The sequence below is a fragment of the Sphingomonas adhaesiva genome (assembly GCF_036946305.1).
In the GTDB taxonomy this organism is placed as follows: domain Bacteria; phylum Pseudomonadota; class Alphaproteobacteria; order Sphingomonadales; family Sphingomonadaceae; genus Sphingomonas; species Sphingomonas adhaesiva_B.
In genome coordinates this window covers 42,229-67,072 of record NZ_JAQIJJ010000007.1, presented here as the reverse complement: position 1 = coordinate 67,072, position 24,844 = coordinate 42,229, and the positions used below count along the sequence as shown (strand labels likewise).

General features: G+C 69.6%; 27 protein-coding genes. 7 read left to right on the top strand and 20 right to left on the bottom strand.

Annotation, left to right across the window (positions count from 1 at the left end):
• Positions 1-53: 53 nt before the first annotated feature.
• The 7 genes from PGN14_RS12595 to PGN14_RS12565 form a co-directional block, all read right to left on the bottom strand.
• Positions 54-833, bottom strand: coding sequence for an SDR family oxidoreductase (locus PGN14_RS12595; RefSeq protein ID WP_335299871.1), 780 nt, complete (start codon positions 831-833; stop codon positions 54-56).
• A 45-nt stretch (positions 834-878) separates the two neighbouring features.
• Positions 879-1,028, bottom strand: a complete 150-nt coding sequence (locus tag PGN14_RS12590) for a hypothetical protein (RefSeq protein ID WP_335299870.1) — start codon at positions 1,026-1,028, stop codon at positions 879-881.
• A gap of 108 nt (positions 1,029-1,136) precedes the next feature.
• The gene (locus PGN14_RS12585; protein WP_335299869.1) at positions 1,137-2,084 is read right to left on the bottom strand and encodes a D-2-hydroxyacid dehydrogenase; all 948 of its coding nucleotides are present in this window, start codon (positions 2,082-2,084) and stop codon (positions 1,137-1,139) included.
• A 268-nt stretch (positions 2,085-2,352) separates the two neighbouring features.
• Entirely contained in the window at positions 2,353-3,771 is a 1,419-nt protein-coding gene (cysS, locus tag PGN14_RS12580) for a cysteine--tRNA ligase (protein WP_335299868.1), read from the bottom strand.
• Between the two features lie 25 nt (positions 3,772-3,796).
• Complete coding sequence (locus tag PGN14_RS12575; RefSeq protein ID WP_335299867.1) at positions 3,797-4,696, bottom strand: intradiol ring-cleavage dioxygenase; 900 nt, start codon at positions 4,694-4,696, stop codon at positions 3,797-3,799.
• A gap of 90 nt (positions 4,697-4,786) precedes the next feature.
• Positions 4,787-6,046, bottom strand: a complete 1,260-nt coding sequence (locus PGN14_RS12570; RefSeq protein WP_335299866.1) for a sensor histidine kinase — start codon at positions 6,044-6,046, stop codon at positions 4,787-4,789.
• Positions 6,047-6,099: 53 nt separating this feature from the next.
• Positions 6,100-6,858, bottom strand: a complete 759-nt coding sequence (locus PGN14_RS12565) for a response regulator (protein ID WP_335299865.1) — start codon at positions 6,856-6,858, stop codon at positions 6,100-6,102.
• 137 nt (positions 6,859-6,995) lie between these two features.
• Here PGN14_RS12565 and PGN14_RS12560 point away from each other — a divergent pair, with 137 nt between their 5' ends.
• The 3 genes from PGN14_RS12560 (at position 6,996) to PGN14_RS12550 (ending at position 8,987) form a co-directional block, all read left to right on the top strand.
• Positions 6,996-7,823, top strand: coding sequence for a carbon-nitrogen hydrolase family protein (locus tag PGN14_RS12560; protein WP_335299864.1), 828 nt, complete (start codon positions 6,996-6,998; stop codon positions 7,821-7,823).
• 314 nt (positions 7,824-8,137) lie between these two features.
• Positions 8,138-8,344 (top strand): 30S ribosomal protein S21, encoded by a 207-nt coding sequence (gene rpsU, locus PGN14_RS12555; protein WP_007404630.1) that lies wholly within the window; start codon positions 8,138-8,140, stop codon positions 8,342-8,344.
• A gap of 103 nt (positions 8,345-8,447) precedes the next feature.
• Positions 8,448-8,987: an FKBP-type peptidyl-prolyl cis-trans isomerase gene (locus PGN14_RS12550; RefSeq protein ID WP_335299863.1), complete on the top strand. Its 540-nt coding sequence runs from the start codon at positions 8,448-8,450 to the stop codon at positions 8,985-8,987.
• A 369-nt stretch (positions 8,988-9,356) separates the two neighbouring features.
• Here PGN14_RS12550 and PGN14_RS12545 read toward each other — a convergent pair whose 3' ends face one another.
• Together PGN14_RS12545 and PGN14_RS12540 are read right to left on the bottom strand one after the other, a co-directional pair.
• The gene (locus PGN14_RS12545) at positions 9,357-9,599 is read right to left on the bottom strand and encodes a hypothetical protein (protein WP_335299862.1); all 243 of its coding nucleotides are present in this window, start codon (positions 9,597-9,599) and stop codon (positions 9,357-9,359) included.
• A gap of 128 nt (positions 9,600-9,727) precedes the next feature.
• Positions 9,728-10,498 carry a metallophosphoesterase family protein gene (locus PGN14_RS12540; RefSeq protein WP_335299861.1) on the bottom strand — a complete coding sequence of 257 codons (771 nt, stop codon included), beginning with the start codon at positions 10,496-10,498 and terminating at the stop codon, positions 9,728-9,730.
• A 147-nt stretch (positions 10,499-10,645) separates the two neighbouring features.
• On the opposite strand from PGN14_RS12540, the gene galU reads away from it, so the two are divergent.
• Positions 10,646-11,515, top strand: coding sequence for a UTP--glucose-1-phosphate uridylyltransferase GalU (galU, locus tag PGN14_RS12535; protein ID WP_335299860.1), 870 nt, complete (start codon positions 10,646-10,648; stop codon positions 11,513-11,515).
• Between the two features lie 153 nt (positions 11,516-11,668).
• On the opposite strand, the gene PGN14_RS12530 is transcribed toward galU, so the two are convergent.
• From PGN14_RS12530 to PGN14_RS12495, 8 genes are all read right to left on the bottom strand, one after another.
• Positions 11,669-12,424 carry a HesA/MoeB/ThiF family protein gene (locus PGN14_RS12530; RefSeq protein WP_335299859.1) on the bottom strand — a complete coding sequence of 252 codons (756 nt, stop codon included), beginning with the start codon at positions 12,422-12,424 and terminating at the stop codon, positions 11,669-11,671.
• Entirely contained in the window at positions 12,421-12,873 is a 453-nt protein-coding gene (locus PGN14_RS12525) for a hypothetical protein (protein WP_335299858.1), read from the bottom strand. The genes PGN14_RS12530 and PGN14_RS12525 overlap by 4 nt, the downstream gene beginning before the upstream one ends.
• Positions 12,870-13,316 (bottom strand): dUTP diphosphatase, encoded by a 447-nt coding sequence (dut, locus tag PGN14_RS12520; protein ID WP_335299857.1) that lies wholly within the window; start codon positions 13,314-13,316, stop codon positions 12,870-12,872. Before dut ends, PGN14_RS12525 begins: the two co-directional genes overlap by 4 nt.
• A gap of 274 nt (positions 13,317-13,590) precedes the next feature.
• Positions 13,591-13,974 carry a VOC family protein gene (locus PGN14_RS12515; protein ID WP_335299856.1) on the bottom strand — a complete coding sequence of 128 codons (384 nt, stop codon included), beginning with the start codon at positions 13,972-13,974 and terminating at the stop codon, positions 13,591-13,593.
• A gap of 59 nt (positions 13,975-14,033) precedes the next feature.
• Entirely contained in the window at positions 14,034-15,230 is a 1,197-nt protein-coding gene (gene coaBC / locus PGN14_RS12510) for a bifunctional phosphopantothenoylcysteine decarboxylase/phosphopantothenate--cysteine ligase CoaBC (RefSeq protein WP_335299855.1), read from the bottom strand.
• On the bottom strand, positions 15,227-16,345 hold the full coding sequence (locus PGN14_RS12505; protein WP_335299854.1) for a hypothetical protein: 1,119 nt from the start codon (positions 16,343-16,345) through the stop codon (positions 15,227-15,229). The genes coaBC and PGN14_RS12505 overlap by 4 nt, the downstream gene beginning before the upstream one ends.
• A gap of 4 nt (positions 16,346-16,349) precedes the next feature.
• A complete protein-coding gene (ubiB, locus tag PGN14_RS12500) occupies positions 16,350-17,888 on the bottom strand; it encodes a 2-polyprenylphenol 6-hydroxylase (protein WP_335299853.1) in 1,539 nt (512 codons plus the stop codon).
• Positions 17,885-18,616: a class I SAM-dependent methyltransferase gene (locus PGN14_RS12495; RefSeq protein ID WP_335299852.1), complete on the bottom strand. Its 732-nt coding sequence runs from the start codon at positions 18,614-18,616 to the stop codon at positions 17,885-17,887. The genes ubiB and PGN14_RS12495 overlap by 4 nt, the downstream gene beginning before the upstream one ends.
• Before the next feature lie 46 nt (positions 18,617-18,662).
• Between PGN14_RS12495 and mutM the strand changes: the two genes are divergently transcribed.
• From mutM to dnaA, 3 genes are all read left to right on the top strand, one after another.
• The gene (mutM, locus tag PGN14_RS12490; RefSeq protein WP_335299851.1) at positions 18,663-19,478 is read left to right on the top strand and encodes a bifunctional DNA-formamidopyrimidine glycosylase/DNA-(apurinic or apyrimidinic site) lyase; all 816 of its coding nucleotides are present in this window, start codon (positions 18,663-18,665) and stop codon (positions 19,476-19,478) included.
• 97 nt (positions 19,479-19,575) lie between these two features.
• A complete protein-coding gene (gene rpsT, locus PGN14_RS12485) occupies positions 19,576-19,839 on the top strand; it encodes a 30S ribosomal protein S20 (RefSeq protein ID WP_335299850.1) in 264 nt (87 codons plus the stop codon).
• 490 nt (positions 19,840-20,329) lie between these two features.
• Positions 20,330-21,688, top strand: a complete 1,359-nt coding sequence (gene dnaA / locus PGN14_RS12480) for a chromosomal replication initiator protein DnaA (protein WP_335299849.1) — start codon at positions 20,330-20,332, stop codon at positions 21,686-21,688.
• A 99-nt stretch (positions 21,689-21,787) separates the two neighbouring features.
• Here dnaA and PGN14_RS12475 read toward each other — a convergent pair whose 3' ends face one another.
• The 3 genes from PGN14_RS12475 to murJ form a co-directional block, all read right to left on the bottom strand.
• A complete protein-coding gene (locus PGN14_RS12475) occupies positions 21,788-22,060 on the bottom strand; it encodes a PspC domain-containing protein (protein ID WP_335299848.1) in 273 nt (90 codons plus the stop codon).
• A gap of 176 nt (positions 22,061-22,236) precedes the next feature.
• On the bottom strand, positions 22,237-23,244 hold the full coding sequence (gene trpS, locus PGN14_RS12470) for a tryptophan--tRNA ligase (protein WP_335299847.1): 1,008 nt from the start codon (positions 23,242-23,244) through the stop codon (positions 22,237-22,239).
• Positions 23,245-23,252: 8 nt separating this feature from the next.
• Positions 23,253-24,821, bottom strand: coding sequence for a murein biosynthesis integral membrane protein MurJ (murJ, locus tag PGN14_RS12465; protein WP_335299846.1), 1,569 nt, complete (start codon positions 24,819-24,821; stop codon positions 23,253-23,255).
• Positions 24,822-24,844 lie beyond the last annotated feature (23 nt).

Here is a 24,844-nt window from a genome sequence, read left to right as displayed (position 1 = left end):
AATACGGGCGCGTCCATGACCGAATCGTGCGCGAACCGCAAACAACTTCCGCGTTACAATAACCCGGGATAGGCGCCGCCGTCGATCAGCAGACTTTGTCCCGTGATGAAGCCGGCCTGCGCGGAGCACAGGAAGGCGCATGCGTCGCCGAACTCGGCGGGATCGCCGAACCGCCCGGCGGGAATGCGCGCGCGGGCGCGCCGCGCGGCTTCCTCCACGTCGACGCCCTGCGCCTGGGCGGCAAAGGCGTGGACGCCGTCGAGGCGGCGCGTCGCGAACAGCCCCGGCAGCAGGAAGTTGATCGTGACATTGGCATGCGCGCATTGCCGCGCAACCCCGGCGAGGAAGCCGGTCAGCCCGACGCGCGCGCCGCTCGACAGGTCCAGCCCGGCGGCGGGCGACTTCACCGATCCCGAGGTGATGCACAGGATGCGCCCGAAGCGCCGCTCGACCATGCCGTCGATTACCTGCTGTACCAGCCGGATCGGGGTGACCATGTTGGCGTCGAGCCCGGCATGGAGCGCGTCCGCGTCGAGCGCGCGGAAGTCGCGCAGCGGCGGGCCGGCGTTGTTGTTGACCAGGATGTCGGGCGCGCCGCCCGCGGCATCGATCAGCGCCTGTTGTACGTCCTCGTCGGCGATGTCGCCGGCGACCGTCGCCACGGTGGCGCCGCGGTCGCGCAGCGCGGTCGCGGCCTCCTCCAGCGAATCGGTGTGACGGCCGTTGAGCACCATCGCGCACCCGGCCTGCGCCAGCGCGGTGGCGCAGGCGCGGCCCAGCCCGTGGCTCGATGCGCAGACGATCGCGGTCCTGCCGCTGAGTCCCAGATCCATGACGCGCTCCGCTGACGACGAATGATATCGCCGTTCTAGCGCGGGTTAGCGGCGGCGTGACCCCTGTTCCACCTTGACGCCGCGCATGCGCAGCTTTCGTGCTGCGCGGCGACGCTGGAACACCACCGTCGTGACAGCCGCGACCAGCACGAACACGGCAATGATCGAATAGGCGATGACCAGTCGCAGTTCCAAGTCGCGCTCCCTGTCGGTCGACGTCGGCGACCCTATGCCAAGGCGGATGCGCGATGACAAACCCATCACGACCCGCGTGCGGCAGGATGGGCAGTCTGGTGCGGGCGATCAATAACCTGCGTCGAGGTCGGCGACATTCTCCATCGTGCGCCCCTCGCGAAAGGCGGCGAGGTTGCGCAGGAACAGCGCGCCGGCACGCTGGAACATCCTGGTCTGGCTGCGTCCCGACAAATGCATGGTGATGATGCAATTGGGCGCATCCCACAGCGCGGCGTCGGCGGGCAGCGGTTCCGGGTTGGTGGGGTCGAGGAAGGCGCCGGCGATGCGCTTTTCGGTCAGCGCCGCGATCAGCGCGGCGTCGTCGATCATGTCGCCGCGCGCGATGTTGATGAGCCAGGCGGTGAGCTTCATCGCCGCCAGCTCGTCCGCACCGATCATCGCTTTCGTCGCGTCGGTGGAGGGGGCGGCGAGGATCACCCAGTCGAACTCGCCCAGCCGCGCGCGCCAGGCGTCAGGCCGGATCGTGCCGTCGCGGCCCGAGCGGGTGACGCCGGTCACCTCGACTCCGAACGCCTGCAATCGCTCGCCGATCAGTCGCCCGATCGCGCCATAGCCGACGATCAGCGCGCGGCTTTCCAACAATTCCATCTTGCCCGGCGCGTCGCGCGGCCATTCGTGGCGATCGTGCGCGCGCAGCACCTGGTCGAAGCGCTTGGCACCGACCAGCACGCCCATCACCGCATATTCGGCGACCGCGATCGCATTGACGCCGGCGCCGTTGGTGACGGTCGCCCCGCGACGCTTCAGGTCGTCGAGCGGAAAGGCGTCCAGCCCGGCGTAGAGCGTCGACACCCATTTCAGCCGCGGGCCGGCGCCGATGATGGCGTCGTGCATCGCGGTCTTCGACTCCATGTCGATCCAGGCGATGTCGGCATCGGCGGTCATCGCCTTCGCCTCGGCGGCGCTGGCGAACCAATCGACGGATACGTCGCCGGGCAGTTTCGGTTCGAGCAGCGGGCGCGCGGCGGCGGGGAGGACCAGTTTGAGTTCGGACATTCGTGGCTCTCCTATTTCTTCTGTCACTCCCGGCCTTGCGTCGGGTGGCCGCTTTGTCGCTGATGTTGCACAAGAAGCGGGACCCCGGGTCAAGCCCGGGGTGATGGATTGCCAGTCCGGATCGCCATTCATCTCATCTCCGTTCGCCCTGAGGAGCCGTTGAGCTTGTCGAAATGGCGTCTCGAAGGGCATGTGCTTCGAGACGAGGCTTCGACAAGCTCAGCCTCTCCTCAGCACGAACGGAGGGTGGCTTGAATGGCGATTTGATTTAGATCGTCAGCTTCCAGTCCCAGCCGAGCGGGTCGCCGTCCATCACCTCGACGCCGGCGGCGGCGAGGTCGTCGCGGATCGCGTCGGAGCGCGGGAAGTCCTTCGCGGCGCGTGCCTCGCGGCGTTCGGTCAGCCGCGCTTCGATCGTGTTGGCGTCGATCGTGGCGTCGGCGGGGCGGACGCGCAGCGTGGCGCGGGTGATCGTCGACAGGTCGAGCCCGAGCACCTCGTCCATCTTCAGCAGCGCATCGAGCCGATCGGCGCCGAAATCCCGGCCGCTGGCGAGCGCCTCTGCGTGGGTCAGGGCGAGCGGGGTGTTGAGGTCGTTACTGATAGCGAGATCGAACTGATCCAGCGAATGGATCTGCGCGCCGCGCGCGGACTGCTGCCTCAGCCGTTCGACGGCGTGGACCAGCCGCTTCAGCCGGACCTGCGCGGCGGCGAGGTTCTCCCAGGAGAATTCCAGCTCGCTGCGATAATGCGCCTGCAGGCACATCAGCCGATAGGCGAGCGGGTGGAAGCCACGGTCGACCAGCCGCGCGAGCGTCAGGAACTCGCCGGAGGACTTGCTCATCTTCCCCGTGCGATCGACCAGGAAGTTGTTGTGCATCCACAGGGTCGCGCCGGTATCCGCGCAGTCGCAATAGGCCTGGTTCTGCGCGATCTCATTGGGGTGGTGGATCTCGCGATGGTCGATCCCGCCGGTGTGGATGTCGAACGCGGCGCCGAGATACTTGCGGCTCATCACCGAACATTCGAGGTGCCAGCCCGGCGCGCCGCGGCCCCAGGGCGAGTCCCATTCCATCTGCCGCGTCTCGCCGGGCGGGGTGGCGCGCCAGATCGCGAAATCCTGCGGATGGCGCTTGCCCGCCACCGCATCGATGCGCGCGTGCGCGGCATCGTCCGCTGCGCCGGCCAGACGGCCATAATCGGGGACGGTGCTGGTATCGAAATAGAGGCCGTCGGCGAGCTGATAGCAATGTTTGTCGGCGATCCGGACGCCCCATTCGATCATCTCGGCCACGTGATCGGTCGCCAGCGGCAGGTGCGTCGGCGTCACGATGTTGAGATCGGCGAGGTTCTGCTTGAACGCGTCGGTATAATGGCGCGCGATCGCCCAGATGTCGCGCCCCTGCGCGCGCGCGGCGGCCTCCATCTTGTCGTCGCCGGCGTCCGCATCGGAGGTCAGGTGACCGACATCGGTGATGTTGACGACATGAGTGAGCGGCCAGCCCTTCCACCGGATCGTCCGCGCAAGCGTATCGGTGAAGACATAGGCGCGCAGATTGCCGACATGCGCGTAATTATAGACGGTCGGCCCGCACGAATAGACGCGCACATTGGCGGGATCGAGCGGGCGGAACGTCTCCGCGGCACGCGTCAGGCTGTTGTAGAGGACGAGGGGGGCGCCGGTCATGCACCCCCCATGCGCGAGCGTGCGGTCAGCGCGCAAGCCCGATGACGGCGGCCGCCTGATAGCCGGCGGACGGCGAGCCGGTCATGGTCGGGGTCTGCTGTGCGATCTGCGCGGCGGTGTTATCGGCGAAGACGCCGTCGCTCGACAATGCGATGCGCGCGAAGTTGGAGGAACTCGACGGATAGGTCGCGGTGTCGACATAGACGGTCGAGCAGACCGACGACGGCAGCGCCAGCTGCGACACCAGCGTCGCGTAGCGTCCGGAGGTGGCGTTCGAGAGGCTGGAATAGACCTCGAAATGGATATGCGGCCAGCGGCCGTCGTAGCAGCCGGGGAAGATGGTGGTGAAGGTGACCTGCCCGTTGGCGTCGGTGACCTGCACCCCGCGCAGGTAGCTTTGAGCCGACGCGGTATAGAGCGAGTACAGCCCCTGCCGGTCGCAATGCCACAGATAGATGGCATAGCCCGCCAGCGGCGCGCAGGTGGCGTTGACGTCGACCAGCGTGAGCGTGAGCGTGACCTGCACCCCGGTGGCGACGGTGGTGGCGCCGATGAAGCTGGCGCGGATGTCGCTGCGCACCACGCCGCTGGCGGTCAGCACGTTGGAGGTCGAGCCGCTGGCGGAATTGGTGCCGTCGGCGGGGTAGGGGCCGGCGGTCTCGGTCGGATCGGCGATGCAGGCGGTGGTGGTGCCGGTCGCGGTCGGCGTGGGGGTCGCGGTGGTGCTGGGGGTGGGCGTCGGGGTCGCGGTGGCGGACGAGGAGGAGGTCGTGCCCGTGCTGGCGTCCGACCCGCCGCAGCCGGCGACCAGCGCGACGGTGCCGGCGCCGGCGAACCATTTCAGCGCGCGGCGGCGCGCCATCATGCGCTCCATCACCGCGAGGTCGTGGGCCAGTCCGTGGTCGTGATCGTGGTCGTCGTGCATGAGTGTCGTCTCCCGGTTGACGGAGAGGCGATGTGGCGGACGGATCGCACCGGGCGATGTCGCCGCACGACGGGCGTGTTGCGATATGTGTCAGCGCGCGACGGGAAATGTCACCAGCGCCTCGGCGCCGGCGCCATCCGCGCGGTTCGCCAGCGTGGCGGTGCCGCCGTGGCGCCCGGCGATCGAGCGGACGATCGCGAGGCCCAGCCCACTGCCCCCGGTGGCGCGGTTGCGCGACGGGTCGCCGCGCACGAACGGGTCGAACAATCGCTCCGCCTGCGCCGGATCGATGCCGGGGCCGCGATCCGCGACCGTGACGACGACCCGCGCGCCCTCCACCCGCCACGACAGCATCGCGCTCTCGCCATAGCGCAGCGCGTTGCCGATCAGGTTGGCGAACAGCCGGCGCAGCTCGCCCGGATCGCCGCGCACCACCACGCGCGGGCCGGGGGTGACGCCGATCGCCTCGCCGCCCAGCGCCATGTCCTGTGCCAGCGCGTCGAGCAGGCTGGACAATTCCACCAGCGTATCGTCGAGCGCGCCCGCATCCTCGCGCGCGAAGCGCAGCGTCTGCGCGATCATCGCGCGCATCTCGTCGATATCGGCGACGGCGCGGTCGCGTGCCGCATCGGGCAGCTGCTCGACCCAGAAGGCGAGGCGGCTGAGCGGGGTGCCCAGATCGTGCGCGATCGCGCCCAGCATCGCGGTGCGCGATTCGGCATGGCCGGCGAGGCGCGCGTGCATCGTGGCGACCGCCTGCGCCAGCTCGCGTACCTCGCGCCCGCCTTCCGGCAGCGCGGGCAGCGGCGCGCCGGTGCCGGCGCGGTCGGCGGCATCGGCGAGCCGCGCGAGCGGGCGCGTGATCGCGCGCGCCAGCGCCCAGGCGGGGAGCGACAGCGCGAGGATCGCGATCAGCATCGCCGCCAGCGTGCGCGCATGCCAGCGGGTGAAGCGCGGGCGCGGCGGGCTGTGCACCACGCGCCAGCCATCGGGCGCGGCCCAGCCGACGGTGAACGAGCCGAACAGGTCGCGGCCACCGAAGCGCGGGCGCAGCTCGGTATAGGCGACGACGCGCGCCACGTCGGTGCCCAGCAGCGCGGCGATGCGCGCCCGGGTGCCGGGATCGGCCTGTTCGCGGCTGCGCGGCGTCGGCAGGGCGGCGGCGCGGGTGACGATCAACGGCGCGACGGGTTCCTCCTCGCGATGGCGGCGCGGGTGATATGGCGGCTGGGGACGCCCGGTGAGCGCGGCGGTGATCGCCTCCAGCGGACGCGGCGGTGCCATCGGCGGCGGTCCGCTGAAGGTGACGAAGAACAGGATCGCGGTGGCGGCGACAACGGACCCGATCACGAGCGCGAAAATGGGGAGCGCGATGGAGCGCCCGCGGACCAGCCCCATGACGCTCAGCGTCGCTCGACGTCGCAGGTGAAGATATAGCCTTCGTTGCGCACGGTGCGGATCATCTCCTCCCCGCTGGCGGCATCCTCGCGCGCCAGCTTGCGGCGCAGGCGGCTGACCTGGACGTCGATCGCGCGATCGAAATGCTCCGCGTGCGCGCCGCGCGACAGGTCCAGCAGCTGGTCGCGCGTCAGCACCCGGCGCGGATGCTCGACGAACGCGAGCAGCAGGCGGAACTCGCCGTCCGACAGGTTGATGACGACGTGGTCGGGATCGAACAACTGCCGCCCCACCGCATCCAGCCGCCACCCGGCGAAGCGCAGATAGCTGCGCGCGCCCGGCGTCGGCGCGACGCTGCCCGGCTGGTTGCGGCGCAGGACCGAGCGGATCCGCGCCAGCAGCTCGCGCGGGTTGGCGGGCTTTGCGATATAATCGTCCGCGCCCATCTCCAGCCCGACGATGCGGTCCACTTCCTCGCCGATCACCGACATGATGATGACCGCCGGCGCGGTGGTGCGATCGAGCGAGCGCAGGATGGTCAGCCCGTCCTCCCCCGGCATCATCACGTCGAGCACGACCAGCGCATAGCGTTCGCGCGCCAGCGCCTCGCGCATCGCGACGCCGTCGGGCGCGGTGTCGACGATATAGCCGTGCGAGGCGAGGAACCCCGCGGTCAGCTCGCGGATACCGGGGTCGTCGTCGACGATCAGGAGGCGGGTGGCGAGATCCACATCGGGTTCCGCTGTCGGGAGGGAGACGGTCATGAGCATCCGGGCGGGATGCGGTGCCGGGGTATCGCGTCGATTGCACGGCTGCAACAATGCGCTTTTGTCCGCTATGTGTGGCGCGCGGGCAACAGCGCGGTTGCTGCTGCATTGTCCCCGCAACGAAGGAGAAATGCGTGCCGAGGATCGCCATCATCCAGACCAACACCGGGATCGATGCCGCCGCCAATGCCGCGGCGCTGGCCGAGGCGATCGCGACCGCTGCCGGGGAGGGCGCGGCGATGGTGTTCACGCCGGAAATGTCGGGGCTGCTCGACCGCGATCGCGACCGCGCCGCGGCGTCGCTGCGCAAGGAGAATGAGGATGCGGTGCTGGTCGCGGTGCGCGAGGCCGCGGCGAAGGCGGGGGTATGGGTGCAACTCGGCTCGCTGGCGCTGCGGCGGCAGGACCCACGCATGGCGAATCGCGGATTCGTGATCGACGATGCGGGCAATATCCGCGCCCGCTACGACAAGATGCACCTGTTCGACGTCGATCTGGCCAATGGCGAGCGGTATCGCGAATCGGCCGCCTATGCCGGGGGCGACCGCCCGGTGGTGGTGGGGACACCGGTGGGGCGGATGGGGCTGTCGATCTGCTACGACATGCGCTTCCCCGATCTGTATCGCGCGCTGAGCGATGCCGGCGCGGAGGTGCTGTCGGTCCCCGCCGCCTTCACCCGCCCGACCGGGCAGGCGCATTGGCATGTCCTGCTGCGCGCCCGCGCGATCGAGGCGGGCGCCTGGGTCGTCGCCGCGGCGCAGACGGGCGAGCATCAGGACGGGCGCGCCACCTATGGCCATTCCTTGGTGGTCGATCCCTGGGGACAGGTGATGCTCGACATGGGGGAGGCGCCGGGCATCGGCTATGCGGAGATCGACCCGGCGGTGACCGCGGACGTGCGCACCCGCGTACCGGCGCTGCGGCACCGGCGCGCGATCCCGGCACCGGTGGTGATCGGGTAGGGTTTGGGTTACGCAAAGCGGCGAAGAAGGTATGTTCGCGCAGAGGCGCGGAGGCGCAGAGAGGTCGTGCCTGCCGCGCAGCGGCCTAACTATCTCCGGCCGAAGGCTAACTGAGATGCGCTGCCGCGCACGAGTCCCCTCCGCGTCTCTGCGCCTCTGCGCGAACCATCTTGTTCCTTCTTCTTCGCGGCGTCGCGTGAACCTCCCCTTCGCCGCGGGTTGCGATCCCGCGGGCGTGCTGCTAGGGGCGGTGCGTTCGGCGCGGGTCTTGCCCGCAGCCGCTTTACCCGTTTCGTCCGGAGTCTAACGGTTTTATGCAGATCATCGTTCGCGACAACAACGTCGACCAGGCCCTTCGCGCGCTCAAGAAGAAGCTGCAGCGTGAGGGCGTGTATCGCGAGATGAAGCTGCGTCGCCACTATGAGAAGCCGTCCGAAAAGCGTGCGCGCGAGCGTGCGGCGGCAGTGCGTCGTGCGCGCAAGCTGGAGCGCAAGCGCGCGGAGCGTGACGGCGCGCGGTAAGAGCGTGACGCCGGCCGGCGCCCGCTGAGCGGGGCCGGCGCGCCTGATTTCCTGCATCCGGCGGCGACCGCCTGCGGTCGCTCGCGAATCGGGGTTTGCCGACATGTCGACCGTCACCGCCGTTCCGCTCCAGCCCGTGAAGCGCGCCTATGTGGTGTGGCTGGTCGTGGGCCTGATGCTGGCGCTGGTTGCCGGCGTAGCGCTGGCGCGCGCGGGCGACACCGGCATTCTGACGACGCCGTCGGGGCTGCGCTACAAGGTGGTCAAGCCCGGCGACGTGAAGGGCGCGCGCCCGACCGACGCCGATGTCGCGCTGGTGAACTATGAAGGCAAGCTGCTCGACGGCACCACCTTCGACAAGTCGCAGCAGCCGACGCCGTTCCCGGTGGCGGGCGTCGTGCCCGGCTTCTCCGAGGGGCTGAAGCTGATGCACAAGGGCGCCAAGTATCGCTTCTGGATCAAGCCGGAGCTGGGCTATGGCGATCGCGCGACCGGTCCGATCCCGCCCGGTTCGACGCTGGTGTTCGATGTCGAGCTGCAGGACTTCATCCCCGAAGCCACGCTGCGCCAGCTGCAGATGCAGCAGCAGATGATGGGCGGCGCAGGGATGCCGGGCGCGGGAGCGCCGCCAACCGGACGCTGATCCGTTCGATACTGACAGCGAACGGCGCCGCGGATCCTGTCCGCGGCGCCGTTTTCGTTGGCGCGGTCGATCGGCTCGTCATTCCCCGCAAAGGCGGGGATCGCTGGCCAAGCTCACCTCGTGCTCCTGCGAAGGCAGGAGCCCAGGGTTAGAGTGCGTAGCGCTCATGATCGGCCGTTGACGGCGGTGCACTGATCCCGCGGTCGCGTGACGGACGTGGGTTTCGCCCGACAAACCTGGGCTCCTGCCTTCGCAGGAGCACATAGGGTGTGCAGGTGTCAGCTTACCCGCTCCGGCTTCCGCCACCCGCAGCAGGCAAAAAAATAGCGGCCCGAAGGCCGCTATCTCTCCCGTCAGGGAAGCGTCAGCTCAGTTGCTGGCGCTCGAATCCTCGTCGGCGACCACGACGATGCCGGCGACAACCGCCGCCGCCGCCAGGATCGCGATCAGGACGCCGCCACCGGCGAGCTCGTTCTTCTTCGCCGAGGGCGCGCCGGCGCGAGCCGACTTGGCAACCGAGAGGCTGGCCGCCGGATTGGCGGGGGCAGCCATCGCCGGGGCAACCGCCATCGTGGCGGCAGCGGCGGCGAGCATGTACTTGGCCAGACGCATATGAAACTCCCTTTGCGTTCGAGCCTGTGCCATAACCTGACAATCCCCGAAAGCAATAGCCCGAATCGCTTGACGACGCGCCTTTCCGTTCACTTGGCGGGCGAAGCGTGGCCGCGAAGCCACACCATTCAGGTGTGGAGCACCCAGCATTCCTCGTCCTCCAGCCCGATCGCGCTCAGCCGGCCGCTGGCATAGGCGCCGGTATCGACGCCGATGCGGTTTGGACGCCGGTCGACCTCGTCGGTGATGGTGTGGCCGTGGACGATGACCTTGGGATGCGGGCGGCGGTAATCGAGGAAGGAGGTGCGGATCCAGCGCAGGTCGGCGCCGCGCTGCTCGTCGAGCGGCACGTCCGGACGGATGCCGGCGTGGACGAAGGCGTAATCGCCCGCGACCACGATATCCTCGAACGCGTCCATGAACGCGCGATGCTCGGCCGGCACCACCGCGGCCAGCCGGTCGGCCAGCTCGGTATAGTCCATCCGCTCATATTCCTCGGCATCGACGCCGTAGCTCAGCACCGTTTCGCGCCCGCCGACGCGGCAGAACAGCCGCAGCGCCTCGCGATCGGCGGTCAGCGCGCGCAGGAACACCTCCTCGTGATTGCCCTTCAGGAAGCGCGTGCCCGGCCGCGTGCGCGACAGGTCGAGCAGGTGCGACAGCACCGCGGCCGATTGCGGCCCGCGATCGACCAGGTCGCCCAGGAAGATCAGCGTTGAGGTCGCCGCCCCTCCGGCGGCGGCGCGCGCGGCGTCGTCGGCCTCGATCATCGCCAGCAGCCGGTCGAGTTCGTCGCGGCAGCCATGGACGTCGCCGATCGCGTACAGGCGAAGGCCGTCGCCGGGCGTAGGGCCAGAGGAGGACGTCGGCCGGGCGGCGCGGAAGATGTTGCGGATCATGGGTGGGGACGCAGATGAAGCAAGTCCGCTGCTTAGGCGCGCGGTCCGGCCGCTGCAACCGCACGATTATGTAAGATTGTGCGGTGCAGAACGGTTTGAAGCCATCGCGCGGCCGGGGTAGATACGCGCCGCCAACAGGAGGACCGAATGACGATCAAGCCGGTACGCAAGGCCGTGTTCCCCGTGGCGGGGCTGGGCACGCGCTTCCTTCCCGCGACCAAGGCGATGCCGAAGGAGATGCTGACCGTCGTCGACAAGCCGCTGATCCAATATGCGGTCGAGGAGGCGCTGGAGGCGGGGATCGAGCAGATCATCTTCGTCACCGGCCGCGGCAAGGGCGCGCTGGAGGATCATTTCGACATCTCGTTCGAGCTGGAAACGACGATGCGCGCGCGCGGCAAGAGCCTGTCGGCGATCGAGCATATCCGCCAGCAGCCGGGTTCTCCCGTCTATGTGCGCCAGCAGGAGCCGCTGGGGCTGGGCCATGCGGTATGGTGCGCGCGCGAGATCGTCGGCGACGAGCCGTTCGCGGTGCTGCTGCCCGACGAGCTGATGGTGGGCACGCCCAATTTCATGGCGCAGATGGTCGCCGCCTATGAGACGGTCGGCGGCAATGTGATCGGCGCGCTGGAGGTGCCCGAGGCGGAGACGAGCAAGTACGGCGTCATCTCGCCGGGCGCGCGCGACGGCGCGCTGACCGAGGTGACCGCGCTGGTCGAGAAGCCCGCGGCGGGCACCGCGCCCTCCAACCTGATGATCCCGGGCCGCTATATCTTGCAGCCCGAGGTGATGGCGATTCTGGACGCCAAGGAGACGGGTGCGGGCGGCGAGATCCAGCTGACCGATGCGATGGCCAAGCTGATTGGGAGGCAGCCGTTCCACGGCTTCACCTTCGGCGGCGAGCGCTACGATTGCGGCGACAAGGCCGGGTTCATCATGGCCAATCTGGCACTGGCGCTGGAGCGTGAGGATATCGGGCCGGGCGTGCGCGACTTCGCCCGGGCGCGGCTGGGATAATCCGGTTCCCGCGGAGGATGTTGGCGCGACGCGCCACTGACAATCTCTGCGTGCTCTGCGCGAACCGATAATGCTCGCGCAGAGCACGCGAAGGACGCAGAGAAGATGAAGGGCGCTTCGCGCCAGGCGTTCTCCGCGTGAATTCAAATCGTACTACCGCGCGCTGCACGCGGAACAGCCCGGGTCCTTGGGTAGCGCCAGCGTGCGGAAGCGCAGCGACAGGAAGTCCAGCAGCACCAGCCGTCCCGCGCTGTCGTCGCCGAAGGGGGCGATCTGGCGGATCGTCTCCAGCGCGGCGAGGCTGCCGAGCACGCCGGTGACCGGGCCGAGTACGCCTTCCTCGGCACAGGTCAGCCCCTCGCGCGCGGGGGCATCGCCGACGAAGCAGCGGTAGCACGGCCGCGCCGCCTCCCAACCGCGGAACACGCCCAACTGCCCCTCGAACCGGCCCACCGCCGCCGACACCAGCGGGATGCGCGCGCGCAGCGCGGCGTCGGCGACCGCGAGGCGGGTGTCGAAATTGTCGCACCCGTCGAGCACCACATCGGCCCCGGCGATCAGCGCCGGCGCGTTGTCGCGCGTCACCCGCACGGCGTGCGTGACCGATGCGACATGCGGGTTGAGCGCGGCGACCGCGGCGGCGGCGGCCTCCACCTTGGCGCGGCCGGCGTCGGCGGTGGCGAAGATCGTCTGGCGCTGGAGGTTGCTGGGCTCGACGCGGTCGTCGTCGATCAGTGTCAGCCGGCCGATGCCCGCCGCGGCGAGATACTGGATCGCGGGCGAGCCGATCCCGCCCGCGCCGATCACCACCACCTGCGCCGCGCGCAGCCGCATCTGCCCCGCGCCGCCGATTTCCGGCAGGACGATATGGCGCGCGTAGCGGGCGAGTTCGTCGGGCGACAGCGTCATCGCGCGTCCGGCGAGGGGGACGGCAGCGGCGCGGCGGCCGGCGCCCCGCTCCAATTGTAGGTGATCCCGGTGCGATACCAGCGATCGGCCGCCGGCCACGGTGCCCGCACATTGCCTGCCGCCAGCCGCCCGATCACGCCGACGGTGAATTGCTCGACCGTCGGACAGTCGATCGCGGCGGGGACGAGGCGGCGGACGCTGCCATCGGGCGCGACCAGCACCGCCACCGGCGCGCGCACGACCGTCGTCCCGGCGGTGTCGACGGTGGCCGCGGGGCAGCGCCCGGCCTCTACCTCGCCGCGGACGAAGCGCACCAGCGTCTCGATATCCACGCCGGGGCGACGGAACTGAAGCTGCGGCAGCGCGGCCCAGGTGTCGGCGGAGGGAGCCGGCGGCGTTGGCGACGGCGCGTCCTGGAACGCGGCGGCGAGCAGGAGGACGGCGATCATCGCCCGGTCGATCCGAACCCGCCCGCGCCGCGCGCGGTATCGTCGAGCGTGTCGACTTCCGCCAGCGTGGCAACGAGGACGGGCGCGGGCAGGAGTTGTGCGATGCGATCGCCGCGCGCGACGACGAACGGCTCGCCGCCGAGGTTGGCGAGGATCACCTTCACCTCGCCGCGATAGTCGCTGTCGATCGTGCCGGGCGTGTTGAGGCAGGTGACGCCATGTTTCAGCGCCAGCCCCGAGCGCGGGCGCACCTGCACCTCGAACCCGGGCGGGATCGCCATCGCGAAGCCGGTCGCGACCGCGTGGCGCGCGCCCGGTGCGAGCGTCACGTCCTCCGCGGCGACGACGTCCATCCCCGCCGCACCCGGGGTGGCGTAAACGGGAAGCGGCAGGCCGGCGCCATGGGGCAGGCGCCGGATCGCGATCGAGATCGGTGAGGTCATGCGGGCCTATCTAGAGGGTGAAGGCGGCGAGTTGAACCGTGTCGTTGCGTGGCGGCGCGTCGTGGCGCGCCGTTGCACACGTCATCCTGTGCTCCGGCGAAGGCCGGAGCCCAGGGTTGGGCAACGCGACGTCTGATGCGATCGACAACCCTGGGCTCCTGCCTGCGCAGGAGCACCGTGAAGGTTGAGGCGAAGGTTTCGCTTCCCTTCGGGCACCGAGGCATCTTGAACAAGGCCGTGCGTGCTGGCGGGCACTAACGACCTCCCGTCTCGCTCAGCCGTTGAACACGATCGCCAGCTTGTTGCCGGTGGGGTCGCGGACATAGGCGGCATACCAGTCGGGGCCGTAATGCGGCCGCGGTCCCGCCGCGCCTTCGTCACTGCCGCCATGCGCCATCGCGGCGGCGTAGAAGGCGTCGACCTGCTCGCGCGATGTCGCGGCGAAGCCCAGCATCGAACCGTTGCCGGCCGATGCCTGTTGCCCGTCGAACGGCGAGCAGATCCACAGCGTCAGCCCCGTGCCGTCGCCACCCTTCGAATAGGCGCGCCAGCCCGGGAATTCGGCGTGCGACGACCAGTCGATCGTGGCGAGGGTGGCGTCATAGAAAGCGCGAGTGGCCGCCGCATCATCGGCGCCCAGCGTGACATAATGATCCATCGAACATCCTCCCGAAACTATCCGGAGAATGGCGCATAATCCGAACAAATCAAGAACAATCAATCCTGCGTCGTCAGGGCCTTCGCGATCCGGTCGGCCAGCCGCTGCGCGACCGCGTCCTTCGGCAGGCGGTCCCAGCTTTCCACGCCGGTCGCGGTGACGATGTGGACGGTGTTGGCGTCGCCCCCCATCACATCGCCCGACACGTCGTTGGCGACGATCCAGTCCGCCCCCTTGCGCGCGCGCTTGGCGGTGGCATGTTCGACGACCTGTTCGGTCTCCGCGGCGAAGCCGACCAGCAGTGCGGGGCGCGCGGGGCTGCGCGCGAGCGTGGCGAGGATGTCGACGTTCTCGGCGAGTCGCAGCGGGGCGGGGAGCGCGCCGGGCTGCTTCTTTATCTTCTGCCCCGCCGCGCCCTCGACGCGCCAGTCGGCGACCGCGGCGACCATCACCGCCGCGTCGGCGGGAAGCGCGGCGGCGACGGCATCGGCCATGTCCTGCGCGCTTTCCACATCCATTCGGTCCACGCCCGGCGGTGTGGCGAGCGTCACCGGGCCGGCGACCAGCGACACGCGCGCGCCGAGCGCGGCCAGCGCGCCCGCGATCGCGAAGCCCTGCTTCCCCGACGACCGGTTGGCGATGTAGCGCACCGGGTCGATCGGCTCGTGCGTCGGGCCGGCAGTGACCAGGATATGGCGCCCGGCCAGCGGCCTGGCGGCGTCACCTGCGAGCCGTTGTTCGATCCGGGCGATGATCGCCTCGGGCTCGGGCAGGCGCCCCGGGCCGTATTCGCCGCACGCCATCGCGCCCTCGTCCGGCGCCATGACATGCACGCCATCGGCGCGCAGTTGCGCGACGTTGCGGACGGTCGCGGGATGCTGCCACATGCGCACGTTCATCGCGGGCGCGGCGAGCACCGGCTTGTCGGTCGCCAGCAGCAGGGTGGTGGCGAGATCGTCGGCCAGTCCTGCCGCCATCCGCGCCATCAGGTCCGCGGTGGCGGGCGCGACGACGACCAGATCGGCCTGCCGGCTGAGCTGGATATGTCCCATCTCCGCCTCGTCCTTCAGGTCCCACAGGGTGGTATAGACCTTGTCCTCGCTGAGCGCGGCGAGCGTCATCGGGGTGACGAAATGCTGCGCGCCCTCGGTCAGGACGCAGCGGACGGTGTGGCCGCGCTTCCTCAGCCCGCGCACGATCTCGCATGCCTTGTAGGCGGCGATGCCGCCGCCGACGACCAGCAGGATCCGGCTCATCGAACGATCCTCTTCACGGTGATGCGTCGCCGGTCCGATGCCGCCGCCGCGAGGTCGCGCAGCGCGTCCGGCACGAAGGCCAGCCCGACGAGCAGGATGGGGGCGACCAGCAACCCCCAGTAGAAGGTGTCGGCGCGCCCGAAGATGCCCAGCACCAGCGCATAAGCGACGAGCAGCGTCAGCATCCGTGCGCCCAGCGGGTCGTCCCACGCCGCCCAGCCAAACAGCGACAGGCCGACCAGCGGCGCGGCGAGCCACAGCGGCGCGAGCGCGAGCGCGGTGGACAGCGACATGGCGCGCACGAACAGCCCGAAGCCGAGATGTCCCGACCAGCCCGGCGACACGGGGTCGAACGGGCGGACGACCTGCGCGACGGCATGCGCATGGAGCAGCAGGACCAATGCGAGGACCGCACCGGCGGCGACCCAGCCGAACGCCTCGCGCCGGCGCCCCGCCATCAGCGCGGCGACGGCCATGAGCGCCAGATACAGCCCCGCGGTCTCGCGGATCAGCGCGGCGGCCAGCCCCATCGCGACGGAGGGCAGCCATGCCTCCGGGCGATAGAGCGCGAGCGACAGCGCGAGGAACAGCCCGGCCCAGATCTCGTGGAATGCGGTCAGCCCGGTCTGCGAAAAGGCGATCAGCCCGCCCGCCAGCAGCGTCATCGCGACGACGCGCGGCAGCCAGCGTGCGAAGACCGGCAGCAGCCGCGCGAACCATGCCATCGCGACCAGCGCGGTGAGCAGATAGAGGGTGATCGCGGACACCGCGGGCGGGACGACGGCGAGCAGCTCCGCCAAGGTCGGCAGCCGCATCGTGACGAAGGGGCGCAGCGGGTAATCGCCGGCACGCATCGCATCGGCCGCGGCGACGTAATAATTGCCGCCGTGCCGCACCTCATCGACGATCGATTGATAGAGTGTGAGGTCGGACTGCGCCCCCGCCTGCGCCGCCGCGCCGTTCTGGTCGGCGACCGGGACCGGGGTGGCGATCGCCAGGAAGGTGGCGAGCAGCAGCAAGGCCAGCGCGGCGAGCAGCCAGCGCGCGGTGCGCCGATCCACCGCGGCGAAGCGCGATGGCCGCGCGAGCCAGATCGGGCTGCCCCGCCGGATCATGTGGTCACCAGCCGCCCGCGGCCCACATCGCCGCCGCCCCGGCCAGCGCGCTTGCCGTCGCGACCAAGGCATAGCGCCAGCCGCCGCCGACGCGCACCAGCTGGATTTCGCGCAGCGGTGGGGCAGGGGGCGCACCGCCGGGTGCGGGGAAGCGCGCCTCGATCCGGCGGACGAGGTCGGGCAGGCGGGCGAGCGTGCGCACGTCCTGCACGATCCGGTCCGCGATCGCGGCCTCCGGCCCCAGTTCGGTGCGGATCCAGTCCTCCACCAGCGGCGCGGCGGTGATCCACAGGTTGATCTCCGGGTCGAGCGCGGTCGCCACGCCCTCCACCATCACCATCGTCTTCTGCAGCAGCAGCAAGTGCGGCTGCGTCACCATGTCGAAATCGCGCGTGATCGCGAACAGGCCGTCCAGCATCATGCCGATCGACATGTCCTTGACCTTCATGCCGCGCATCGGCTCGCCCACCGCGCGCAAGGCGGTGGCGAATTCCTCGACATTGTGGTGCGACGGGACGTATTGCGCCTCGAAATGGATCTCGGCGACGCGGCGATAATTGCCGGTGATGAGGCCGTAGAGGATCTCCGCCAGCCACAGCCGCGCGCGCCGGTCGATCCGCCCCATGATGCCGAAATCGATCGCGGCGACGCAATTGCCCGGCAATGCGAACAGGTTGCCCTGGTGCAGGTCGGCGTGGAAGAAACCGTCCGCGATCGCCTGGCGCAGGAAGGCATGGACCAGCACGCGGGCCAGTTCGGGCAGGTCGTAGCCCGCCGCCACCAGCGCCGCGCGGTTCGACAGCTTGATCCCGTCGATCCACTCGATCGTCAGCACCCGGCCGGAGGTGCGCGACCAGTCGACCGCAGGGACGACGAAGCTGGGTTCGGCCGTCATGCTTTCCGCCAGTTCGGAGGCGGAGGCGGCTTCGCGGGTGAAGTTCAGCTCGCGCGCGGTCCAGCGCTTGAACGTCTCGATGACGAGGCGCGGCTGGAGGCGCGCGATCTCGCCGCCCATCGGCTCGACCTGCGCCGCGGCCCATTCATAGGTGTCGATCGCGCGCGCGAACTCCTCCTCGACGCCGGGGCGCATCACCTTGACCGCGACGTCGCGCCCGTCGGTGGTGATCGCGCGATGGACCTGCGCGATCGAGGCCGCGCCGACCGGCACTTCCTCGATCGAGGCGAAGAGGGTGTCGAGCGGACGGCCGAAACTCTGCCGCATCACCTGTGCCACCGCCTCGAACGGGACGGGCGGCACCGCGTCCTGAAGGCGCAGCAGGTCGGTCGCGGCTTCCTCCCCGACCAGATCGGGGCGGGTGGCGAGCGTCTGCCCCAGCTTGATCGCGGCCGGGCCGATCGCGGTGAAGGCGGCGGCATATTGCGGCTGATCGGGCACGCGCGCGCCGAACCGCGCGAGGCGCAGCAGCCGGCGCAGCCGCGCGGGCGTGTGCGGGTCGCGCTCGATCCCGCGCAGCGCGCCGTGGCGCGCCAGCGTGCGGCCCCATTTCAGCAGCCGCCAAGTGTGGACGATGGGGGAGGTCAAATCTTCCAGCCGCTATGGATCGCGACCAGTCCGCCCAGCATCGGCTCGACCCGCGTCTGGACGAAGCCCGCGTCGCGGATCATCCGCTCGAAGGTCGGCATGTCGGGGAAGCGGCGGATCGATTCGATCAGATAGCGATAGCTGTCCGCGTCCTGCGCCAGCAATTGCCCCAGCTTCGGCACGACCTTGTGCGAATAGACGTCGTAGATCTCCGCGAAGCCCGGCCACAGCGTGGTGGAGAATTCCAGGCAATAGAAGCGCCCGCCACGGCGCAGCACGCGATGGGCCTCGCGCAGCGCGGCAGGAATATCGGTCACGTTCCTGATTCCGAACGCGATCGTATAGGCGTCAAAGAAGCGGTCGGGGAAGGTCAGCGTCTCGGCATTGGCCTCGGTCCACACCAGGCCGTCGATCCCGCGCTGCTGCGCGCGACCCATGCCGACCTCCAGCATCTCCGGATTGATGTCCGCCACCGTCACCGCGGCGCCGTGTCCGGCGAGGCGGAAGGCGATGTCGCCGGTGCCGCCGGCCATGTCGAGGATCTGCTCGTCCTGCTTCGGCTTCACGCGACGGACGAAGCGGTCCTTCCACACGCGGTGCATGCCCGCCGACATGGCGTCGTTCATGATGTCGTAGCGGCTGGCGACGCTGGAGAAGACACCGCGGACGCGCGCGGTCTTCTCGGTCGGGGTGACGTCCTCGTAGCCGAAGGAGACGGTATCGTTCATGCCGAGCGCTCTAGCGGTGCCGCGGGGCAGCCGCTAGGGGGCGAACATGCCGGAGCTTCCCGAGGTCGAAACCACCGTGCGCGGGCTGACGCCGGTGCTGGAGGGGCAGGTGCTGACCCATGTCGAGACGCGCCGTGCCGACCTGCGCCGCGCCTTTCCGGAGGACCTGCGCCAGCGGCTGACCGGCGCGCGCGTGACGGGGCTGTCGCGGCGCGCCAAATACGGGCTGATCGATACCGATCGCGGCGACACCATGATCTTCCACCTCGGCATGTCGGGGCGGTGGCGGGTCGATCCCGAGGAGGTGCTGGCGCACGACCATCTGTTGCTGGAGACCGCGGCGGGGCGGCGGCTGGCGCTCAACGACCCGCGGCGATTCGGCTCGGTGGACCTGTGGCCCAGCGATGCGATCGACGCGTTTCCCGCGTTCCAGGCGCTGGGGCCGGAACCGCTGGGGCCGGACTTCACCGCGCGCTATCTCCGCGCAGCGCTCGATGGGCGGCGGACCTCGATCAAGCTGGCACTGCTCGACCAGCGCATCGTCGCGGGGCTGGGCAATATCTATGTCTGCGAGGCGCTGTACCATGCGCGGATCCAGCCGCGACGTGCGGCGGGGCGGATTTCGCTCGCGCGGCTGGAGCGGCTGGTCGCGGCAATCCACGAGGTGCTGGAGGCGGCGATCGTGGCGGGCGGCTCCACCTTGCGCGACTATGCGCGGCCCGATGGCGAGCTGGGCTATTTCTCGAAGCAGTTCGCGGTGTACGGCCGCGAGGGCGAGGCGTGCGGATGCGGTGGCAGCGTGCATCGTTATGCCGAGGGGGGACGCTCCACCTTCTGGTGTCCGGCCTGCCAGCGGAGTTGACGCTGTCGGCCATCCGCGCTAGGGGGCGCGCCTTACGAGGGCGTTGGGTCTTCCCGGCGTCCTTTTTTCATCGATTCGAGCTTATCAGAGGACGTTCATGGCGAACACGCCGCAAGCCAAGAAGCGCATCCGCCGCAACCAGCGCCGGGCCGAGATCAACGGTATCCGGGTCGGCCGCATCCGCACCTTCGTGAAGAAGGTCGAGGCGGCGCTCGCGGCGGGCGACAAGGCGGCGGCGACCACCGCGCTTCAGGCGGCGCAGCCGGAAATGGCGCGCGGCGTGGCGAAGGGCGTGCTTCACAAGAACACCGCCTCGCGCAAGTTCTCGCGTCTGACGAAGCGGGTCGCCGCGCTCGCCTGAGCGCCGCCGCGACGCTTTTTTACATGCTGACGAAGCGCCCGTCGGGACCTCCCGGCGGGCGTTTTTCGTGCGCTGGCGCGGTGCCTGTTTGTACCGGGTGAGGAACAAAATGAGGGCGGTCCGAAAAGCCTGTTGAATCCGCGATTCGCGCTGACCCAAAGTGAGCGGGCGCCGGATAAATGCCGCGATTACAGCGATGTATGAGAAATCCGACGCATTTGCGCGGCTGGTTGGCTGTCAATCCGCTATATTTCGATTTTGTGTCCCCTCCCGCTCTTGATCGACTCACGCCGCTGTTCCTAATCCTGTCGAACCGCAGCGGCGTTCGTCCGCTGTGGGACCAGGAACAGGTCGAAACTGCTGCCGCGATGGGGATCGCGTGCCGGGGGACGTGTGACTTTGTGGATCAACGGTCCGTGCGTGGGCGCGCGCGGCAACGGGAGAGTTGTGCGTGGCGCCAGGGCAGGGATCGACGGTGGGGAATGGCGACGTGGCACGGGCCTGGACCCGGGTGCGCGCCAACCTGCGCCTGTCGGCCGGCGCCCGGCTGTTCGACCAGTGGCTGGCCCCGATCCAGCTGGTCGACAGCGAGGATGACGCCGACGTCCGGCTGACGCTGCCGTCCGCCTTCATGACCACCTGGGTGAAGAGCCATTACGCCGACCGGCTGGTGCACGAATTCCGGGCCATCCTGCCGGGCATCCGCAGCGTGGAGATCGACACCGCCGCGCGCGTCGCGCCGGTCGAGGTGGTCGCGGCGGAGCCGGTGCCGGTCGCAGCGCCTGCCCCCGTGGCGGCGGCGATCGAGGCGGCACCGGCGGGCGAGCGCCCCGCACTCGATCCGCGGCTGACCTTCGACCGTTTCGTCGCCGATCCGTCCAACATGGTGGCGATGAACGCCGCGCGCGCGCTGGCGCAGCCGGGGCCGGTGCGGTTCAGCCCGCTGTTCCTCCATGGCGGGACGGGGCAGGGCAAGACGCATCTGATGAACGCGATCGCGCATGCCTTCCTGGCGGCGCATCCCGACGCCCGTGTCATGCTGATGTCGGCCGAACGGTTCATGTTCGAGTTCGTCGCCGCGATGCGCGCGCGCGATACGTTCGCGTTCAAGGCGAAGCTGCGCGGCTGCGACCTGCTGCTGATCGACGACCTGCAGTTCATTGCCGGCAAGGACGCGACGCAGGAGGAATTCTTCCATACCGTCAACGAGATCATGGCCGCGGGCAAGCGGCTGGTGATCGCGGCCGATCGCGCGCCGCAGGCGCTGGACGGGGTCGAGCCGCGCATCGTGGGGCGGCTGGCGTCGGGGCTGGTGGCGGATATCCGCCCCTCCACGCCGGAGCTGCGTCGCGCGGTGCTGATGCGCCGCATCGTCGACCTGCCCGAGGTGGCGGTGCCGGACGAGGTGGTCGACCTGCTCGCCAACCGCATCACCAGCAGCATCCGCGAGCTGGAGGGCGCGCTGACCCGCGTCACCGCTTATGCGATGCTGACGGGCGAGACGATCGACCTCGACTTCGCGCAGGCGACGCTGGGCGACATGCTGCGGGGCGCCCAGCGCCGCGTGACGATCGACCAGATCCAGAAGGCGGTGGCGGATCATTTCGAGCTGAAGCCGCTCGACATGCTGTCGGCGCGTCGTGCGCGCGCGGTGGCGCGCCCGCGGCAGATCGCCATGTATCTCGCCAAGCGGCTGACGACGCGCTCGCTGCCGGAGATCGGGCGCAAGTTCGGCGGGCGCGACCATTCGACGGTGATCCACGCGGTGCGGCGGATCGAGGAACTGCGCGACACCGATCGCGACGTCGAGGGCGCGGTGCGCGTGCTGCTGGGGCAGCTGGAGGGGTAATTGCTACCGCGTCACCCCGGACTTGATCCGGGGTCCCGCTGTTGTCCGACGTTGCAAAAGAAGCGGGACTTCGGCTCAAGGCCGGGGTGACGGGACGCGTTAGGCGGCCTTCCTATATTCCGGCGCTTCGATGACCTCTGCTGCCGCCGGGGTCGCCACGGCCGTCCGCTTCGGCGTGCGGAACGCCAGCCGGCTGACCAGCACCAGCGCGCCGAGCGCCGCATAGGCCATCAGCACATGCTCCAGGTCGAACAGCAGCGCTACCGCGAAGGCGATGCGCAGCCACAGCGGATCGAAGCCGAAATCCTCGCCCACCGCGGCGCAGACGCCGAAGAGATTGTCGTTGCGGGCGGGCTGGTCGGTGGCGGTCATGGGGGGCAACTCCGTTGTTGTGGAGTGCCTTGCAGGGCGCGTGCCAAATGGTGCGAAGGAGGGGAGACGCGCGAGCGTCCCGTCACCAAGTGGCGAAAGTTGCAGATGGTTGGCGCATGCCGCCACTCTCCGTCATTCCCGCCTTCGTGGGAATGACGATGGCGGGAAGGGGACGCCTAGATCACCAGCCCCATCGCCTCCTGCGCGCGGCGCAGCATCGGGGCGGCGAGGTCGGCGGCCTTTTCTGCCCCCGTCTTCAGGATCGCGTCGATCGCGCCGGCATCGCCCATCAGCCGCTGCATCTCGTCGCGGATCGGGCCGAGCTTGGCGACCGCCAGATCGGCGAGCGCGGGCTTGAACTGGCCGAAGCCGCGGCCGGCATAGTCCGCCACCACGTCGCCCGGCGTGCGATCCGCCAGCGCGGCGAAGATCGTCACCAGGTTGCGCGCCTCCGCGCGGTCCTCCAGCTCGTCCCAGGTCGCGGGGAGCAGGTCGGGATCGGTCTTGGCCTTGCGGAACTTGTCGGCGATCACATCGTCGCTGTCGATCAGCTTGACCAGAGATTGCTCGGACGGGTTCGACTTCGACATCTTGGCGCCCGCATCGCGCAGGCTCATGATCCGCGGTGCGGCCTTGCTGACCAGCGGCTCGGGCAGGGTGAACAGCTCGGTGGCGTAATCGTTGTTGAACTTGGTCGCGATGTCGCGCGCCAGCTCCAGATGCTGCTTCTGGTCCTCGCCCACCGGCACATGCGTGGCGTTGTAGAGCAGCACGTCGGCGGCCATCAGCACGGGATAGTCGTAGAGCCCGACGCTGGCGCCCTCGCGGTTCTTGCCCGCCTTGTCCTTGAACTGCGTCATGCGGTTGAGCCAGCCGACCCGCGCGACATTGTTGAGCAGCCACGACAGCTCGCTGTGCGCCGCCACGCGCGCCTGGTTGAACAGGATCGAGCGCGCGGGATCGATCCCCGCGGCGACCAGCGTCGCGGTCATCTCGACCGTGTTGGCGCGCAGGTCGGCGGGTGCGATCCATTCGGTCAGGCCGTGGAGGTCGGCGATGAAATACATCGTCCCGCCGCCCGCGGCCTGGATCTCGTCCTGCATCGCCACCCACTGCTTCACCGCGCCGAGGTAATTGCCGAGGTGAAGATTGCCGGTGGGCTTGATGCCGGAAACGACGCGCATGATGGGGTTCAGACCTGCTTGGAACGACGGATGAGCCTGCGCACGTCGGCGACGCGGAAGGCGCCGAAGAGGAAGGTGGCGGCGAAATAGACCAGCGCGCCCGCCGCCACCAGCGCGAACATCGCGATCCAGCGATGGAGGCTCGGCCCCGTCGTCCAGGGCGCGAGCGGGGCGTTGGCGAACCACATCACCATCCCCATCAGCAGCGCGGCGGCGAGCAGGCGCGGCGCGCGGCGCGCAAGCTGCGCGTCGACCACGAAATGCCCGCGCCGCGACAAGGCGCGCCACAGCATCGCGACGTTGACGCTGGACGCGATCGCGGTGGCGAGCGGCGGGCCGACATGCTTCAGGGGCACGATGAAGGCGAGGTTGAGCGCGAGGTTCACCACCATCGACAGCGTCGCGTAGCGCACCGGGGTGCGCGTGTCCTGCCGCGCGTAGAAGCCGGGGGTCAGCACCTTCACGAGAATGTAGGACGGCAACCCGAGCGAGAAGGCGGCGAGCGAGGCGGCGGTGGCGGCGGTGTCGGCGGGGGTGAACTTGCCGTGCTGGAACAGGGCCGCGACGATCGGCGCGCCGCAGACCACCAGCGCGACGGTGGCGGGCAGGGTGAGGAACAGCGCCAGCTCCATGCCGCGGTTCTGCGTCTCCATCGCCGCCGTTTCGTCGCCGCGGCCCAGTTGCGCGGAGATGGTGGGGAGCAGGACCGTCCCCAGTCCGATGCCGATGAGGCCGAGCGGCAACTGGTTCAGCCGGTCGGCGAAATAGATGTAGCTGACCGAGCCGGCGCCCAGCAGGCTGGCGGCGAGTGCGGTGGAGACGACGAGGTTGATCTGCATCGCGCCCGCCCCCGCCGCGGCGGGCCAGATCAGCGACAGCAGGCGGCGCACGTCGGCATTGATCGTGGGGCGCTTGAGGCGCAGCCGCACCCCTGCGCTGCGGCACGCCCAGACCAGCCATGCGAGCTGGAGCGCCCCCGACACGGTGACCGCGATCGCCTGATTGCGTGCGGTGAACAGCGGCTCGTGATGATGGAACAGCAGGAGCGCGACGATCAGGCATAGGTTGAGCAGGATCGGCGCGGCGGCCGCGACCCAGAAGCGGTGGAGCGAATTGAGGATGCCGCCCAGCAGCGACACGAGGCTGATGAGCAGCAGATAGGGGAAGGTGATCCGCGCGAGCTGCACCGCGAAGGCGAAATCCGCCTCGCTCGCGCGGTTGAAGCCGCCCGACAATGCCCAGGTGACCGGCCAGGCGGCGATCTCCATTACCACCGTCATCGCGATCAGGACGGGGAGGAGCACCGACAGCGCATCCTCCGCGAAGGCGACGCCGCGCGGCAGGCCGCCGCCGTCTTCCGCGACCTTCTTGTTGAACATCGGGATGAAGGCGGCGGAGAAGGCGCCCTCCGCGAACAAGGCGCGGAACATGTTGGGCAGGCGGAACGCGATCAGGAACGCGTCCGACGCGAAGCCCGCGCCGACGAAGCGCGCGAACAGCGAGTCGCGTACCAGCCCCAGCACGCGGCTGGCGAGCGTCAGCCCGCCGATCGAGCCGAGCGCGCGTGCGAGGTTCACCGCCGACCGGCCCGATCAGGGGT

Bases quoted from the DNA above. Each gene is read 5' to 3' on its own strand.
- PGN14_RS12595 (WP_335299871.1), bottom strand. From the start codon at position 833: ATGGATCTGGGACTCAGCGGCAGGACCGCGATCGTCTGCGCATCGAGC.
- PGN14_RS12585 (WP_335299869.1), bottom strand. From the start codon at position 2,084: ATGTCCGAACTCAAACTGGTCCTCCCCGCCGCCGCGCGCCCGCTGCTC.
- cysS (WP_335299868.1), bottom strand. From the start codon at position 3,771: ATGACCGGCGCCCCCCTCGTCCTCTACAACAGCCTGACGCGTGCCGCG.
- PGN14_RS12575 (WP_335299867.1), bottom strand. From the start codon at position 4,696: ATGCACGACGACCACGATCACGACCACGGACTGGCCCACGACCTCGCG.
- PGN14_RS12565 (WP_335299865.1), bottom strand. From the start codon at position 6,858: ATGACCGTCTCCCTCCCGACAGCGGAACCCGATGTGGATCTCGCCACC.
- rpsU (WP_007404630.1), top strand. From the start codon at position 8,138: ATGCAGATCATCGTTCGCGACAACAACGTCGACCAGGCCCTTCGCGCG.
- PGN14_RS12550 (WP_335299863.1), top strand. From the start codon at position 8,448: ATGTCGACCGTCACCGCCGTTCCGCTCCAGCCCGTGAAGCGCGCCTAT.
- PGN14_RS12545 (WP_335299862.1), bottom strand. From the start codon at position 9,599: ATGCGTCTGGCCAAGTACATGCTCGCCGCCGCTGCCGCCACGATGGCG.
- PGN14_RS12540 (WP_335299861.1), bottom strand. From the start codon at position 10,498: ATGATCCGCAACATCTTCCGCGCCGCCCGGCCGACGTCCTCCTCTGGC.
- galU (WP_335299860.1), top strand. From the start codon at position 10,646: ATGACGATCAAGCCGGTACGCAAGGCCGTGTTCCCCGTGGCGGGGCTG.
- PGN14_RS12530 (WP_335299859.1), bottom strand. From the start codon at position 12,424: ATGACGCTGTCGCCCGACGAACTCGCCCGCTACGCGCGCCATATCGTC.
- PGN14_RS12525 (WP_335299858.1), bottom strand. From the start codon at position 12,873: ATGATCGCCGTCCTCCTGCTCGCCGCCGCGTTCCAGGACGCGCCGTCG.
- dut (WP_335299857.1), bottom strand. From the start codon at position 13,316: ATGACCTCACCGATCTCGATCGCGATCCGGCGCCTGCCCCATGGCGCC.
- PGN14_RS12515 (WP_335299856.1), bottom strand. From the start codon at position 13,974: ATGGATCATTATGTCACGCTGGGCGCCGATGATGCGGCGGCCACTCGC.
- coaBC (WP_335299855.1), bottom strand. From the start codon at position 15,230: ATGAGCCGGATCCTGCTGGTCGTCGGCGGCGGCATCGCCGCCTACAAG.
- PGN14_RS12505 (WP_335299854.1), bottom strand. From the start codon at position 16,345: ATGATCCGGCGGGGCAGCCCGATCTGGCTCGCGCGGCCATCGCGCTTC.
- PGN14_RS12495 (WP_335299852.1), bottom strand. From the start codon at position 18,616: ATGAACGATACCGTCTCCTTCGGCTACGAGGACGTCACCCCGACCGAG.
- mutM (WP_335299851.1), top strand. From the start codon at position 18,663: ATGCCGGAGCTTCCCGAGGTCGAAACCACCGTGCGCGGGCTGACGCCG.
- rpsT (WP_335299850.1), top strand. From the start codon at position 19,576: ATGGCGAACACGCCGCAAGCCAAGAAGCGCATCCGCCGCAACCAGCGC.
- PGN14_RS12475 (WP_335299848.1), bottom strand. From the start codon at position 22,060: ATGACCGCCACCGACCAGCCCGCCCGCAACGACAATCTCTTCGGCGTC.
- trpS (WP_335299847.1), bottom strand. From the start codon at position 23,244: ATGCGCGTCGTTTCCGGCATCAAGCCCACCGGCAATCTTCACCTCGGC.